This is a genomic window from Sabulibacter ruber (assembly GCF_017355955.1).
Taxonomy (GTDB): Bacteria; Bacteroidota; Bacteroidia; order Cytophagales; family Hymenobacteraceae; genus Nibribacter; species Nibribacter ruber_A.
The window spans coordinates 2,128,085-2,141,872 of sequence record NZ_JAFFID010000001.1 but is presented as its reverse complement, the minus strand read 5'-3'; the positions used below and the strand labels follow the sequence as shown (position 1 = coordinate 2,141,872).

Genomic DNA, 13,788 nt, shown 5'->3' with positions numbered 1-13,788 from the left:
GCTGATAAGCTGCCTAAATTATCAAATTGATTTTTAGAAGGCTAAACGCTGCTGATTTGTTGCCAAAGAGTCAAAAACCAGCAGCGTTGGTTTTAGCTGGTTTCTTGAGAAAATAAGCCGAAAACAACAAAGCTTTGCCAGTCTGGCAAAGCTTTGAAAATGAGCGCTGGGCTAATGAAAGAACCATCAGACTTCCTGCTCAAAAGGCTTGCAAGTGAGCCTTTAAGACAGCTTTTCTTCTGTGCTCTTTTGAGCGGATGACTGGGTGGCCGTAGGAGTTGGGTCAACCTCCAGGTTGTTGATGAGTTCCTCTGCGTCTTCCTGTTCTTCTTCGCTTGGCTCGGGAATGTCGTGGTCATCTGCCTCCAGGGGTTCATAGTTCAGCCGCACGAAAATAGGGTAGTGGTCTGAGCCGAAGAAAGGCAGGCGTTTCATCCTGATCAGCCGGAACGCCGGGTCATAGAAGATATGGTCAAGGGAGTAGCGGAAGAAAGGCACAAACGCGTTGTACGTGTTGTAAAAACCCCGCCCGATGCGTGGGTCCAGCAAGCCACTGATCTTCCGGAACAGGTTGGTGGTGTATGACCAGGCCACATCGTTCAGGTCACCTACCACAATGCTGGCGTACGGTGATTCTTTCGCCATTTTGGCTACCGTGAGTAGTTCGGCCTCGCGGGTATCTGTGTCTTTGTGCAGGTGCGGAGGCTGCGGGTGCACGGTGAAAAGATCAAATTTCTTACCCGTAGGCAGCTCAATGATCATGTAGAAAGACGGAATGCCTTCCTCCACCAAATACCTTATTTCCTGGTGCACAAGCTTGAACTTGCTATAGAACATCATGCCGTAGGTATTATCCAGTGGCTCTTTGATGCAGTACGGGTACCGCTCGTCTAGCTCAGAGATGGCCTCGGCCCACTTATGGTCAGGTTCATTGATCAGCAACAGGTCCGGGTCGGTTTCTCTTACCACTTTCAGGAAGCGGTTATAGCGGGTGTTAGAGGTGCGTACGTTGGAGATCATGATCCCGAAGGAGTTCTTGGGAGCCTTTATCTTGGACCGCAGCGCCTGCACCCGCACAAACGGGGTGAACTTGTACACATGAACCGCCTCATTGAGGATGGCCAGCACCAGCAAGCCCGCAAATATCTTCTGCGACAGTAACTCAAACCCGAAAAACCAGCCATACAGCCCCAGCACAAGCACGCCCATAATGGCTACCTGTACTCTGGGAAAATCAAGTACACGTATCCACCAGTAGGTGCTTTTCACAAGGGTTAACAAAGAAGCTAAAATGACAAAACAGCCAAATAGCTCAAGGGTGATTCTCATAGGGAAGGGGGTTAGTCCGTACACATACTTATTTTCCGGCTCAGGGTTGTCTCCGGTTTTATACCTACTGCAGGAATATAGCAGCAGCAAATAAAAAAGCCGTTTCTAGTCTGAAATTCAAAAATCAGACCAGAAACGGCTTTCAGAAATTTATTGCTTTACGCTGCTATTGCGCCACTTTTTCTACCCGCACTCCCACGGCCATGATGCCGGGCAAGGGGTCCTGGCGCATGTACTGGTTCAGTTTCAGGCGGTACGTGCCCGCTTTCTTGAACCGTATGTTTTTCAGCGCCCTGAAGCGGTGGTCAAAAATGTCGCCGGCACCGTCGCCTTTGGGTTCACCTGTTTTAGGGTCCATGAGGTACATCTCGTGCAACATAGAGTTGACTTGCTTGCCATCGGGCCCAATTAGGTAATGGCGCAGGTACAGGTTGTAGAACGGGTAATGCAGGGCGTTGCGCACGTTCAGGAACACGTTGTACTGCTGCGTGGTGTCAGTGATCTCAAACTCAAATACGGGCGCCAGTTTCACCGGCCACTCGTTATTGGTAATATCCTGGTTTTCCTCAAAGACGCGGTTTCCATCGCAGCTTGTCAACAGAAAACCCAGGCAAAGTACGGTTACTAAAAAGGGCAAATAGTTTCTCATCAACCTTCTGATTTTGGGGTTGCGGTGGAAGGTCCGTTTTCTGGGTTACCAGGCTTCCGGTTCCGGTGGTTGCGGTTGCGGCTCCTTCTGGACCGCTGCTCGCCTTCGGGGCGGGGTGGCCGTTCTCCTCTTTCAGCCGTGGCTACTCCTTCAGAAGTGGCCATTTCTACGGCTGGCTGCGGACGGTTCTGCTGCGGCGGTCTTGGCCCCTGCGGACGCTCCCCTTTAGGAGGGCGGTTTTCTTTTGGTGCCCGGTTAGGATCACGCTCCGGCTTTGGTCTTCCCTGGCCTGGTTGCTGCGGTTGGCCTTTGCCCTGCGCACGCTCTGGCCTTGGTTTCGGCTCACCGCCGCCCTGGTTAGGCTTCTGGCCGCCGCGTTCCTGAGTATTCCGGTTTTCGTTGTTTTCTGGTTTAGGGCCCCGCTCTGGCCTTGGCGCGTTTTCCTCTCCCTCAGGTCTTCTCTGGTTGCCTTTTTCTGGCCGGGCTTTAGGAGACTCAGAAGGCAGCGGTTTAGGAATGCCATCTGGGCGGTCTCTTCTAACCTCTGGGGTTGGAGCCGCCTGGGCTAGTTTCTCAACAGCATTATTGCCGCTTTTCTTCTTCTTGCGCTTTTTCTTGTTCTTGCTGAATTGCTCATCCAGGCGGTCAAGGTTGCCTTCCAGTGATTCCACAAAGTCCACCACTTCGGCTTGCTGCTGTTTCTTCACCTCCTCGGCCAGGTTCTCGGGCATTTCGCCGGAAGCATTCATTTTGAGCACTTCCTGAACCCGCTCCACCGTAACGGGGAACCAGTTGCTGTCACCGCGGTAGCCAAACCACATAATGCGCCGGAAAATATCGGTCTTCTGCAGGAAGGCTTCGCCGGCTTTGGTTTGCAGGGGGCGGTTTACGTTAGGGATGTCTTTGAGGGCATCCATGTACGTTTCCAGCTCATAGTTGAGGCAGCATTTCAAGCGCCCGCACTGGCCAGACAATTTGCTGGGGTTGAGCGAAAGGTTTTGGTAACGGGCCGCCGTGGTAGAAACACTCCGGAAATCGGTGAGCCAGGTAGAGCAGCACAGTTCACGGCCACAGGAGCCAATGCCGCCCAAACGGCCGGCCTCGTGCCGGAGGCTGATCTGGCGCATCTCAATGCGTACCTTGAATTCCTCGGCCAGCTTCTTGATCAGTTCCCTGAAGTCCACACGGTCATCGGCGGAGTAGTAGAAGGTGGCTTTGGTTTTATCGGCCTGGTACTCTACGTCTGAGAGCTTCATCTTCAGCTTAAGGTCCTGCACAATGGCGCGGGCGCGGTACATGGTAGCCGACTCCATATCACGGGCGGCGTTGAATTTCTCCATGTCCTTCTCCGTGGCAATGCGGTAGATGGTCCGGATCTCGTCATTGTTCTGAACCTTCTTCTTGTTCATCTGCAGACGCACCAACTCGCCTTTGAGCGATACATGGCCAATGTGGTGGCCGTTGGGCACGTCTACCACCACGGCATCGCCGGTGGTGAGCTGGATCCGGTTTACGTTCCGGAAAAATTCTTTACGGCCGCCTTTGAAGCGGATCTCCACTATATCAAACTCTTTAAAAGACACGGGTATTTCCATGTCTGAGAGCCAGTCAAACACATTTAAACGATTACAGCCTCCCGTGCTGCAACCGCCGTTGCTTTTGCAGCCAGCCACTACAACCTCGCCATCGACGGAGGTGGTCTTGGAGCCGCAGCCGCCACTAGAACATGAACTACATCCCACAGGTAAATTCCTTTATATAGATAATTCTTGTTTTCAAAAAAATGGTACTCGTTATTCAAAGCACCGTACCCGCTAATTCTGATGATTTATTCCCCTGAATTTGAAAGAAATACAGGTAATCTGGTTTGGGGCAGTGGTCTCTTTTACGCCTTTTTACGGCAAATACTGAGACCCTAATTAACAAATATAATAACTAAATCCGAATAGCGGGGCACGTTTGCCTCAGTTATCAACATAGCGTTTTGGCGGTATTTTTCCAAAACAGCCTTAAAACGCCTGAATACCCCCCAACAAAAAAGAAGCTAATATCCGTTCCTTTTATGCCACCTCAACATTTTGGCGTAGTAAACCGGCGGGAGGGCGTATCCTAACTACCTGTTGAGTTCTGCGCTTTGATTGTGTTACTTAGTGCCAGCTAAACCCACTTGTATTTGCTATGACCTTTTCTTTTGCTGAAAACCTCTCGGTCACCGAGCTGTGTACCTTGTTCAACACCGCTTTCTCTGATTACGTGCAGCCCATGGTACTCACCAACGAGATCCTGGAATTGAAACTCACCCGCGATGGCACCGACCTGCGCTTCTCTCCTTTAGCCCTGGAACATAATGCGGCAGTGGGGTTTATCCTGAATGCGGTAGGGGAGTGGCAAGGCAGGAAAACCGCGTACAACGGAGGCACCGGCGTGGTACCCGAGGCCAGGGGCCAGGCGGTAGCCCAGCAGATGTATCACTTCTGTTTGCCCGTGCTGAAAGGGGAAGGGGTAGAGCAATGTCTTCTGGAGGTGATTAAGGAAAACACCCGCGCCTTTACTATCTACAAAAAGCTGGGGTTTGAAATCGTGCGGAATTTCAGGTGTTTCAGGCATAACAAGGCAGAACTGGCGTGGCACTCCAATAACCCCGAGGGGGTGACGTACAAAACGGTGAATACGCCAGACTGGCCGCTTTACCAGACTTTCTGGGATGTGGAGCCAAGCTGGCAGCACCACATCGCGTCTATTGACCGCAGCACAGGATACATCCGGGTAGTAGAAGCGTACGCCCTGGACCGATGCGTGGGCTATGGGGTGGTGTACCCCATGACCGGCGCCATTGCGCAACTGGCCGTAGCACCGGCCTGGAGAGGAAGCGGCATTGGGCAAGCCTTGCTGCAGCAAATGGCGGAACTGACTACCTCGGCGGTAATCTCGGTGATCAATGTGGATGAGCAAAGCCAGGTTACCCTGGAGTTCCTGCAAAACAGAGGAATGTCCGAAATCCCCGGCCAATATGAGATGATCAGACCCGTTTAACGTTTCTGGCCTGGTTTGCTGAAAACCGCCCGGAAACAGAAAACCCCGGACCAGGGAAAGCTGCTCAAAGCTTCTCTGGTCCGGGGTTTGTTTTGGCAGTGCTTTGTGAAAAGAGCGCCAAATTGAGCTATCAGCCCTAAAAGAGAGTTAATTCGTCTTCTGGGCTGAACCGGTTGCTTTCATGTATTTGGCCGCTTCCAGAAAAGTGGTAGTCCAGATTTCTTTCTCGTTCTGCTTCAGGAACTGCAGCAGCTTGCGGTGGGCATCCAGGGAAACGTTAAGGGCGTGTTCGCCGCCTACGCCGTGGAACAGGAACACAATCATGCTGTTGGTTTCCATGGCTTTCTTCACCATAGAGATAAGTTCATCGCCGGTTTGGCCGTTGATCATAAAGCTGCCCACGTTGTACAGATCGGTGGGGCTGTTCTGGACCATTACGCCTTGAACGCCGCGCGCTGCTACAAACTCGCCTTTGATGCCGTCCAGGTAAGAAACGCCGGCTACTTTGGTGTCTCCGCAAGGATAAGCGAACGTGCGTTCTTTTTTGCCGTCAAGGGCCTCTAGGGCGGCATTGGTCATCTTTACCTCGTCCTGGATACGGCGCACCGAGTACGTTGCCAGGTTGTAATCTGGGGTGACGAAACTGCGGCCGGGCTGGCTGCCATCACAAGGGTGAAAAAGCGTGTGGTTGGCTAATTCGTGCTTGTTAGCGGCTACTTTCTTCCACTCGGGCAGGCGTTTAGAGAAAGGGGCAGCCGCCGCCGTGAGATAGAACGTGCCCTTCAGTTTAAAGGAATCCAGCGCCGGAACTACTTTATCCAGATGCACATTCAGGGCATCGTCATAAGTGAGTACCACGGCACATTTCTTTTTATTCCAGTCCTGGGCAGAAACGGAGAAGCTGTACAAGCTGAGCAAAAGTAGAAAGTACTTTTTCAAAGGTTTGGTCTTTAGATGGTTGGAGTGATCTGGATTTCTGGTTGAATGCTGTTTCTGGTGCATTTGAAAGCGAAAGCCCTATTGCAAACTCCCTAAAGATAAGAAAAGATAAACCGGGCCGAAATATCCCCGGCCGGGTTTATCTTTTCTTGTTGAATATGAAGAAGCGGTAGGTTATCTAGACCTTTTCGCGCCGCTGCTTTTGCCCCATTTCCAAGCCACAACGGCAGCAATCACAAACGCCCCGATGGCTGCTTTTTGGATAACGCCGGAACGGTTGTGTTGCCAATCGGCTTTCATGCCTTTTTCGGCAATGATGTTGGGGAATTTGCCGTTTTTGATGTCGTCAATGATTCCTTCCACCACGTTGATGCGGTCTGCCAGAATGAGCGGGAGCCAATGGCCGTAGTCGTTCTCGCTTTTCTTGAAGGCCAGGCGCCGGATTTTACCGCTCAAGCCGCTGGGCGGAGTGGACGTCCCGAACACCGCACTCACGTTGGGGCGCTCAATAGAATGGAATACTTCCACGTCTATGGGCTGCTGGGTGGGTCGCTGCCAGGTATAGCCGCGCTGCTCTTCATCGGTGCGGCGCTTCATGGGGTAAGTGGGATCATTCTTCGGATCTGCATCAATTCCCCAACCTATTATATGTGAATAATCTCTTGGTGTATTTTCCATGATATTTCTCCTTTAGATTCTGGCTGATGGTGGAATAAGAACTGGTTTAATGCAATTGTCTAGCTTCTCAGAGAACATACGGTATGCATCAGACACTTCTTCCAGCGGAATGCGGTGCGTAATGAGCCCTTTGGGGTTCAAAATGCCGTTTTGTACGTGTTCAATGAGTCTGGGCAGCAATCTTGGCACCGAGGCCTGGTTGGCCCGGATAGTGATACCTTTGTTCACCACGTTCCCGATGGGCACCAGGTTGTCGGTTGGGCCGTAAACTCCCACAATAGAGACAATACCGCCTTTTTTCACGCAGTTGATGGCCCAATGCAGCGCTGTGGCAGAACCGGCCTGAATCAATAATTTTCTACCCGTAATGGTTTGCAGGGCGTTACCGGTGGCTTCGGCACCAACGGCGTCAATGCAGACATCGGCACCCATCCAATCGGTAGTCTTCTTCACAAACACTGCCGGGTCGCCAATCTCATTGTAGTTGTAAGCCTCGCATTGTGCATAGTTCTTGGCAAACTCAAGGCGGTAGTCTACTTTGTCAATGATGATCACGCGGCCCGCGCCAAACAGCCAGGAGCAACGGGCGGCCATAATCCCAACCGGACCCGCCCCAAATACCACCACGGTGTCGCCGGGCTGGATACCGCCCATTTCAGCGGCCTGGTACCCGGTAGGAACCACGTCTGTGAGGAGCACGGCATCATCTGGGTCCATCCCCTCGGGGATTACGGTGGGACCTACGTTGGCGTAAGGCACCCTTACGTATTCGGCCTGGCCGCCATCATAGCCACCGGCTGTATGGGAGTAACCGAAGATACCGCCCACCGCTGTGGCTTGGGGATTTGATTCATGGCAGTTCCCAAACAAGCCCTGCTTACAGAAGGCGCATTGTCCGCAGGCAATGTTGAAGGGCACCAATATATGGTCTCCCACTTTCACCTTGGTCACCTCTGGCCCTACTTCTTCTACTATTCCCGTGAACTCATGCCCAAAGGTCATCCCCACGCGCGTGTCTGGTACCGAGCCGTTGTACAGGTGCAGGTCTGAGCCGCAGATGCAGGAGCGGGTAACACGGACAATGGCATCCTGCGGATGCTTGATTTCAGGCATGGGTTTTTGATCTATGCGGACCCTCAAAGGTCCTCGGTAATTCATGGCTAGCATACGTATCTTTCCTAGAGGTTAAGGTGAAACATGAGTTTACTTTGGCTAAGAAGCTTGGGGCTCTGGCTTTGCGCTAAATACAGAGTAAGTTGTTCGTAGCACTGTAATAGATACTTGCATACTATTTTAAAGTTACAAGCGCCTGTTCTGGTCTTTTGGGAAAGTAGTATTGAGCTGAGAAACCTTAAGAGAGATGAGCTAGCGCTGATGCCCTGTTTTAGCCTTGTTTTCAGAGAAATTGCCGGTAAACAGAAGCCGGTGCTTTGGCCTTCTGAACAATAGGTGAGCTGAAAAAATTAACCGTACAAGTTACCTGCTTTCCCTAGTTTTGCGGCTAAAACCAGAAAGAGGCAGACCCTGGTTTTGCCCCTTGCCCAAGATTAGAAGCCCAACCCATGAACGTTTCCTTCAGGCCCATAGAAGAAAAGGATAATCCTTTGCTGGTCGATCTGATCCGGAAGGTATTCCGGGAATTCAAAATTGATAAGCCCGGCACCGTCTACACAGACCCCACCACCGATGCCCTGTACCAGCTTTTCCAGACGCCGGGCAGCGCGTACCTGGTGGCGGAGCAGGAAGGCGAAATTATTGGCGGCTGCGGCGTGTACCCCACCGATGGGCTCCCAGAAGGCTGCGCCGAATTAGTGAAGTTTTACTTGGCCGCTGAGACAAGAGGGCAGGGCATAGGATACCAACTGATGCAGCAAAACATTGCCCTGGCCAAAGAACTGGGCTACAAACAACTCTACCTGGAGTCTTTCCCCGAGCTGGCCAAAGCCGTGAGCATGTATGAGAAAGCCGGCTTTAAACCCTTGCCGCACGCCTTGGGCAACTCGGGGCATTATGCCTGCAACATCTGGATGCTGAAAGATCTGGCGGAATAAAGGAGGTTTTTGAAAAACGGCTCTAAAACGGGAGAGGCCAGATGCTTTCATCTGACCTCTCCCGTTTTAACAAAAATGTAGTTCTGTTTTAACCCTGATTTTCAGGAAACAGCCCTGAAACAGCTTACTTGCCCAACCACTCCTTAAAGGCGGCGGCGCGCTCGTTGCTGATGATGATTTCTTTGTCGGTGGTGGGTTTTACGTACACTTTCAGGCGGCCCTTCAAATACGGATGGATCTCATCAATGGAGTGAATGTGCGCAATGAACTGGCGGTTCAGGCGGCTGAACTGCTCGGGGTCCAGGATCTCCTGCAGGGTGTCCAGGGTATAGTCGGTGATGAAGCGCTGGCCGTTGGTCGTGATCAGGAAAACGATCTTATCCTCAGCGTAGAAATAAGCAATCTCATCAGTAGACACCGAGCGTATTTTCTGGCCGCTTTTCACCAGGAAACGGTTTTTGTAGTTGGGGGTTTCGGTAATGGGAGAAGCATTCCGGTTCAGCAGGGCCATGATCTGGTGCATGTCCAGGGCTGGTGTTTGGGGCTGGCTTTGGCGTAAGGCCTTGAACTTGTCCATGGCAGCGGCCAGGTCCTCATTGCTGATGGGTTTGAGCAAGTAGTCAATGCTGTTCACCTTGAAGGCTTTTACCGCATATTCATCATAGGCGGTAGTAAAGATAATAGGGCATTTCACCTCAACCTTCTGGAAAATCTCAAAGCTGTTGCCGTCTGACAGGTGGATGTCCAGAAAAGCCAGATCAGGCGTGGGATTGGACTCAAACCACCGCACCGCGTTCCGGATGGAATCAATGGTGCCTACCACCCGAATGGTGGGATCATAGCGGAGCAGCTGGGCTTCCAATTTCTCAGAAGCCAAATATTCGTCTTCAATCAGGAGGATGTTCATCAGGCGGCTTTGTTTAGAAGAGGTAATTTAGCAATGAAATTATCAGCGGTCACTTCCACGTCTACTTTTTTATCGGTGATGAATTTGTAGCGGTTGATGATATTTTTCAGGCCCACCCCGGTAGACTCCTCGCTGCTCTCGCGCAACTGCAGGTTGTTCTTGATGATGATGTAATCGCCTTCTACAAACACGTCAATGTACAGAGGCTCGTCGCGGCTCACAATGTTGTGCTTGATGGCGTTTTCCATGAGCAACTGCATGGTGAGCGGGGCCACCTGGTGGTTGAGCAGATGATCGGGCACGTCCATGTTCACCTGCAGGTTCTCCCTGAACCGGATCTTGAGCAGGAACAGGTAAGAGTAAATGAAGTCCAGCTCAGTGTGCAGGCTTACCAGCTCTTTGTCTTTGTTTTCCAGCACGTAGCGGTATACCTTGGATAGCTGCTCCACAAACTTAGCCGCCAGATCCTGGTCTTTGTAAATGAGCGAGGAAAGGGCATTGAGGCTGTTAAACAGAAAGTGCGGGTTCACCTGTTGCTTCAAAGACTCAAACTGCACCTTAATGGTCTCTTTCTTCAGTTTCTCGGCCTGCATGAGGTAGCGGTGCCACTGGTTGTAGAAGTAAATGCCCGACCGGATGAAGTGCACAAACAGCAGAATGATACTGCCAAACACGAAGACCTCTTTCACATAGCGCATGGCCTCGGGGTTCTGGAAATCATAGGCCATCTGGCCCAGGAACATGCGCGGCATCACCTCAAACAGCACCATCACCAACAAGATGTACACCTGTACCGAGATCCATTCATAGATAAACCGGCGCAGGCCGTACTCGCGCCAGTCATACTTTTTACTGAGGCGTTTGGCAATGAGGCGGGTACCCTCCAGCACCACGTTGACCATCAGCGCATTGTAGAGCAGGCGGAACACATCTACCGGCTCGAAATCACTGAAGCCGGTGCGGTGGATAAAAAAGAACACCCAGAATATAAGGAAGGCAATGCCCGTATTGCCCAGGTAGCGCAACAGGTTTTTATGCTTAAACTGAAACTTTTTCTTCATAAAGGGAGACTGCACAAACAGCCTGTCCAAAAGCTCGGTAGAGAGAATCATAGTTCAAAACACAATTGATGACCATACCCCAGTTTCAATTGCTGAAAGGCACGTTCTGCTCATGGTATTATTAATGTTCTAATCTCTGGATAGCGGCGTACTTTTGAAAAAACAGGCGCAAAACAGCGTAGCTGGTTAGTGTAAGAAACCTCGAAATTAATTGTTCAGGAGGACTTTTCCTTTAAACAACGTCTCAGGGCCAAAAACATGATTTGTCCAGATTCAGGAGAACAAAAGTCTGGAAGCACTACCTGCCTGCGGCTTTTTTCATAAGTTTGCCGTAACAGAGAAAGCAATATAGCTTTCCCGCTAAGTTTGCAAGTAGAAGTATTGCCCTCAAGTACGCAATCAAATCCTGACCAAAACGGAAATTAACGTGCTGAACCTGTGGTAACTACCTCCTGAGCATCCGTACACATACTAGAAAAGATGAAGAGAATGAATACAGCCTGGATCTACCTTATCATAGCCGGCCTCTGCGAAATTGGCTGGGCCATAGGCCTGAAGTACACCGAAGGATTTACCAAGCTTTGGCCTACCATCATTACGGTGGTGATCATGATTCTGAGCTTTGTGTTACTGGCCCAAGCTATGCGTACTCTGCCGGTGGGTACTGCCTACGCTTCCTGGACCGGAATTGGGGCCGTAGGAACCGCCATTCTAGGCATGATTCTGTTCAATGAGCCCAAAGACGTGATCCGGTTGGTGTGCATCGGGCTGATTATTGCCGGGGTGCTTGGGCTTAAGTTTCTGGCGAAAGAATAAGCCTGCCGCGTATCTGCGGATAGCTTCCGTTTCAGGCTGGATTTTCTGGAATCAGGCCTGAAACGGGAGTTACTTTTTACGGTAAGCGAAAAGTGAATCGGTGGTGAGCAGGTAAATAAACTTATCGCCCACCAAAACCTGACGGTAAGGCTGGGCTTGTTCTGGCAGGGCCACGGTGCGGGTCTGGAACGTGTACAGGTGCTGGAACTGAAGCTGGTTATTGGAGAGATAATACAGTTCATCGCCCACAAAGCCCACGTACGTAAGGTTAGGGTAGGGAAGCTTCTTCTGGTAATTGCCCATGTTGTCAAACACGTAAATGCCCGAGAGCCGGTCTACCATGTACAGCTTGCTTTGATACTCGCGCAGGAACGTGATGTCGTGCTGCCGGCGGTCCAGCAGCAATTCCAAAGGGTTCTCAAACACCGCCCGGTTCACGCGGGTATCAATTTTCAACAGCCTGAAGGTGGTCTCGTCAAAGAGCCAAAGCCGGTCATCGGCGGCTAAGGTAGCGGCCCTGATGGTGCCATCGGTGTATTCTCTCAAGTCGGCCAAACCTAGGGGCGTCAGAAAACGGTCCAGCAATTGAACGCGCTGGCGGTCATCGTAGAACACCGAGATTTTGGCCGGGCTCCAGGCCTCTACCATGGCCACTCTGCCCTGCACCGGCGGCGAGAACGTGTTCACCACCTTGCCCAGCGTATCTAATTGAATAATATTCTGCCTGGTGTCTGATAGATAAGCGCGGTCAAACCGATCGATGGATAGCAACGCATTTCCCTTGGCGGGCAGCTGAAACGCCAACGACCAGGTTGGGGCGGGTGCCTGACTTAAACCCGTTTCTGGCCTCAAAAAGCCAGAAAGCAGGAAAACCAAGCTAAGCAGGCTGCTTTTCAAAATACGTAAGGGTAAGTTCCTGACCATCATAGACTGCATAGGAGCAAAAATTGACCCATTCTCCCAGGTTCAGGTAGCGGCTGCGTTCGCCAATGGGTAAATCCAGGGGCAAATGCCGGTGCCCGAAGATGTAGAAATCATGGTGCTGCCGTCCTTCCACGCGGTTACAGTAGTGCACCAGCCACTCGTCATCGCCTTTGAACACCTCGTCTACCTTGGTGTTCTGGATGCGGCTTTTGCGGGACCAGTAACTAGCCAAGCCAATGCCCATGTTGGGGTGAATACGCGCGAAAAACCATTGGCTCAACGGGTTGGCAAACACCTTTTTCAGGACTTTATAGGTGTAATCCTTGGGGCCCAGACCATCGCCGTGCCCGATGTAGAACGTATGGTTACCAATTCTGGTGGAAATGGGTTTCCGGATGATGGGGATGTTCAGTTCCTTGGGGAAGTAGTCAAACATCCACATGTCATGGTTTCCCGTGAAAAGGTAGATGGGAATGCCGCTGTCCGCGATTTCGGCCAGTTTTCCCTGAAGTCTGATAAAACCGCGTGGGATGGCGTGGCGGTACTCAAACCAGAAATCGAAGATATCGCCCAGCAGGAAAATGGCGTGGGCGTCTGTTTTCACCTGATCTAACCACCGCACAATTTTTTTCTCGCGCACCAGGCTGGACTCCGGGTTGGGAACCCCTAAGTGGAAGTCTGAGGCAAAATATACTTTTTTACCGGGGGGTAAGACGTCAATCGGAGTGATCATCAACGAGGAACAGAATGAGTTCTTTGGGGCCGTGGGCGCCCATGACAAGGGTTTTCTCAATATCGGCGGTACGGCTGGGGCCGCTCACCAAAGACAGCATGGACGGTAGCCGCTTGCCGTACTTCTCCTGCACAAACTGCAGCGCCTGCTTTATATCGGGTACCAACTGTGACAATTTGGCCACCACTAAGTGCATGGCCGGGTACACTGAGAGCCTTCTGCCGCTGGCGTTAGCCGAGGAAACCAGGATACTTCCCGTCCGCGCCACCAGCGCCTCACAGGTAGTCAAGGCCGCCTGGGCGTTGTTGATGAAGTCGTCTTCGGTGCCGTTGAAGTTGATACCGCCCGCGTGCAGAATCTTCTTGAGCGTGGGCTCCCACACGTACAGGTTGTCAATGCCGCGCTCTTTCTTGAACTCAAACAGCTGGTCAAAGAAGTCTTCCTCGTTCTCGCAGTACACAAAGGTGCCGCTGTTGCGGATGAACGTCTCGGCGAAGAGCACGGAGAGGTCTTCCAGCAAAGGCCCGTACACCGAGGTGCTGAAGTCAGGGGTAGGAGGCAGAAAAGGCGCTGACTTAGCCAGCGCCTCTCTTACCTTGCGGAGCACAATCTCTTTGGATTTAGCTTCGTACATGTTTGTTTTTCGGTTTTAAGCCTACTTTTCAGAA

General features: G+C 51.6%; 14 protein-coding genes. 3 read left to right on the top strand and 11 right to left on the bottom strand.

The genetic code is table 11. From position 1 onward, the window contains the following. Positions 1–222: 222 nt before the first annotated feature. From JT719_RS08725 to JT719_RS08715, 3 genes are all read right to left on the bottom strand, one after another. On the bottom strand, positions 223–1,329 hold the full coding sequence (locus JT719_RS08725) for an endonuclease/exonuclease/phosphatase family protein (protein ID WP_242693110.1): 1,107 nt from the start codon (positions 1,327–1,329) through the stop codon (positions 223–225). Positions 1,330–1,495: 166 nt separating this feature from the next. Further along, entirely contained in the window at positions 1,496–1,978 is a 483-nt protein-coding gene (locus JT719_RS08720; protein WP_207432504.1) for a gliding motility lipoprotein GldH, read from the bottom strand. Further along, positions 1,978–3,720: a regulatory iron-sulfur-containing complex subunit RicT gene (locus JT719_RS08715; protein ID WP_341350749.1), complete on the bottom strand. Its 1,743-nt coding sequence runs from the start codon at positions 3,718–3,720 to the stop codon at positions 1,978–1,980. Before JT719_RS08715 ends, JT719_RS08720 begins: the two co-directional genes overlap by 1 nt. Positions 3,721–4,156: 436 nt before the next feature. Here JT719_RS08715 and JT719_RS08710 point away from each other — a divergent pair, with 436 nt between their 5' ends. After that, the gene (locus tag JT719_RS08710) at positions 4,157–5,011 is read left to right on the top strand and encodes a GNAT family N-acetyltransferase (RefSeq protein WP_207432503.1); all 855 of its coding nucleotides are present in this window, start codon (positions 4,157–4,159) and stop codon (positions 5,009–5,011) included. A 147-nt stretch (positions 5,012–5,158) separates the two neighbouring features. Here JT719_RS08710 and JT719_RS08705 read toward each other — a convergent pair whose 3' ends face one another. From JT719_RS08705 to JT719_RS08695, 3 genes are all read right to left on the bottom strand, one after another. Further along, positions 5,159–5,950, bottom strand: a complete 792-nt coding sequence (locus JT719_RS08705; protein ID WP_242693109.1) for a polysaccharide deacetylase family protein — start codon at positions 5,948–5,950, stop codon at positions 5,159–5,161. Between the two features lie 174 nt (positions 5,951–6,124). Continuing rightward, the gene (locus tag JT719_RS08700; RefSeq protein ID WP_207432501.1) at positions 6,125–6,628 is read right to left on the bottom strand and encodes a hypothetical protein; all 504 of its coding nucleotides are present in this window, start codon (positions 6,626–6,628) and stop codon (positions 6,125–6,127) included. A 12-nt stretch (positions 6,629–6,640) separates the two neighbouring features. Continuing rightward, positions 6,641–7,795 carry a zinc-dependent alcohol dehydrogenase gene (locus JT719_RS08695; RefSeq protein ID WP_207432500.1) on the bottom strand — a complete coding sequence of 385 codons (1,155 nt, stop codon included), beginning with the start codon at positions 7,793–7,795 and terminating at the stop codon, positions 6,641–6,643. A 395-nt stretch (positions 7,796–8,190) separates the two neighbouring features. Here JT719_RS08695 and JT719_RS08690 point away from each other — a divergent pair, with 395 nt between their 5' ends. Further along, the gene (locus JT719_RS08690; protein ID WP_207432498.1) at positions 8,191–8,679 is read left to right on the top strand and encodes a GNAT family N-acetyltransferase; all 489 of its coding nucleotides are present in this window, start codon (positions 8,191–8,193) and stop codon (positions 8,677–8,679) included. Positions 8,680–8,803: 124 nt separating this feature from the next. On the opposite strand, the gene JT719_RS08685 is transcribed toward JT719_RS08690, so the two are convergent. Further along, on the bottom strand, positions 8,804–9,586 hold the full coding sequence (locus JT719_RS08685) for a LytR/AlgR family response regulator transcription factor (RefSeq protein ID WP_207432497.1): 783 nt from the start codon (positions 9,584–9,586) through the stop codon (positions 8,804–8,806). Then, a complete protein-coding gene (locus JT719_RS08680) occupies positions 9,586–10,698 on the bottom strand; it encodes a sensor histidine kinase (RefSeq protein ID WP_207432496.1) in 1,113 nt (370 codons plus the stop codon). Before JT719_RS08680 ends, JT719_RS08685 begins: the two co-directional genes overlap by 1 nt. Before the next feature lie 438 nt (positions 10,699–11,136). Between JT719_RS08680 and sugE the strand changes: the two genes are divergently transcribed. Next, on the top strand, positions 11,137–11,463 hold the full coding sequence (sugE, locus tag JT719_RS08675) for a quaternary ammonium compound efflux SMR transporter SugE (protein WP_207432495.1): 327 nt from the start codon (positions 11,137–11,139) through the stop codon (positions 11,461–11,463). A 69-nt stretch (positions 11,464–11,532) separates the two neighbouring features. Here sugE and JT719_RS08670 read toward each other — a convergent pair whose 3' ends face one another. From JT719_RS08670 to JT719_RS08660, 3 genes are read right to left on the bottom strand one after another with little or no spacing between them, the layout of a single operon-like run. Continuing rightward, on the bottom strand, positions 11,533–12,360 hold the full coding sequence (locus tag JT719_RS08670) for a hypothetical protein (protein WP_207432494.1): 828 nt from the start codon (positions 12,358–12,360) through the stop codon (positions 11,533–11,535). Next, on the bottom strand, positions 12,341–13,120 hold the full coding sequence (locus tag JT719_RS08665) for a UDP-2,3-diacylglucosamine diphosphatase (RefSeq protein ID WP_207432493.1): 780 nt from the start codon (positions 13,118–13,120) through the stop codon (positions 12,341–12,343). The genes JT719_RS08670 and JT719_RS08665 overlap by 20 nt, the downstream gene beginning before the upstream one ends. After that, a complete protein-coding gene (locus JT719_RS08660; RefSeq protein ID WP_207432492.1) occupies positions 13,104–13,754 on the bottom strand; it encodes a LutC/YkgG family protein in 651 nt (216 codons plus the stop codon). The genes JT719_RS08665 and JT719_RS08660 overlap by 17 nt, the downstream gene beginning before the upstream one ends. Positions 13,755–13,788: the final 34 nt, after the last annotated feature.

Excerpts from the sequence above, each read along its gene's own strand:
- JT719_RS08680 (WP_207432496.1), bottom strand. The coding sequence starts at position 10,698 with ATGATTCTCTCTACCGAGCTTTTGGACAGGCTGTTTGTGCAGTCTCCC.
- JT719_RS08685 (WP_207432497.1), bottom strand. The coding sequence starts at position 9,586 with ATGAACATCCTCCTGATTGAAGACGAATATTTGGCTTCTGAGAAATTG.
- JT719_RS08710 (WP_207432503.1), top strand. The coding sequence starts at position 4,157 with ATGACCTTTTCTTTTGCTGAAAACCTCTCGGTCACCGAGCTGTGTACC.
- JT719_RS08695 (WP_207432500.1), bottom strand. The coding sequence starts at position 7,795 with ATGCTAGCCATGAATTACCGAGGACCTTTGAGGGTCCGCATAGATCAA.
- sugE (WP_207432495.1), top strand. The coding sequence starts at position 11,137 with ATGAATACAGCCTGGATCTACCTTATCATAGCCGGCCTCTGCGAAATT.
- JT719_RS08690 (WP_207432498.1), top strand. The coding sequence starts at position 8,191 with ATGAACGTTTCCTTCAGGCCCATAGAAGAAAAGGATAATCCTTTGCTG.
- JT719_RS08700 (WP_207432501.1), bottom strand. The coding sequence starts at position 6,628 with ATGGAAAATACACCAAGAGATTATTCACATATAATAGGTTGGGGAATT.
- JT719_RS08720 (WP_207432504.1), bottom strand. The coding sequence starts at position 1,978 with ATGAGAAACTATTTGCCCTTTTTAGTAACCGTACTTTGCCTGGGTTTT.
- JT719_RS08725 (WP_242693110.1), bottom strand. The coding sequence starts at position 1,329 with ATGAGAATCACCCTTGAGCTATTTGGCTGTTTTGTCATTTTAGCTTCT.
- JT719_RS08660 (WP_207432492.1), bottom strand. The coding sequence starts at position 13,754 with ATGTACGAAGCTAAATCCAAAGAGATTGTGCTCCGCAAGGTAAGAGAG.
- JT719_RS08665 (WP_207432493.1), bottom strand. The coding sequence starts at position 13,120 with ATGATCACTCCGATTGACGTCTTACCCCCCGGTAAAAAAGTATATTTT.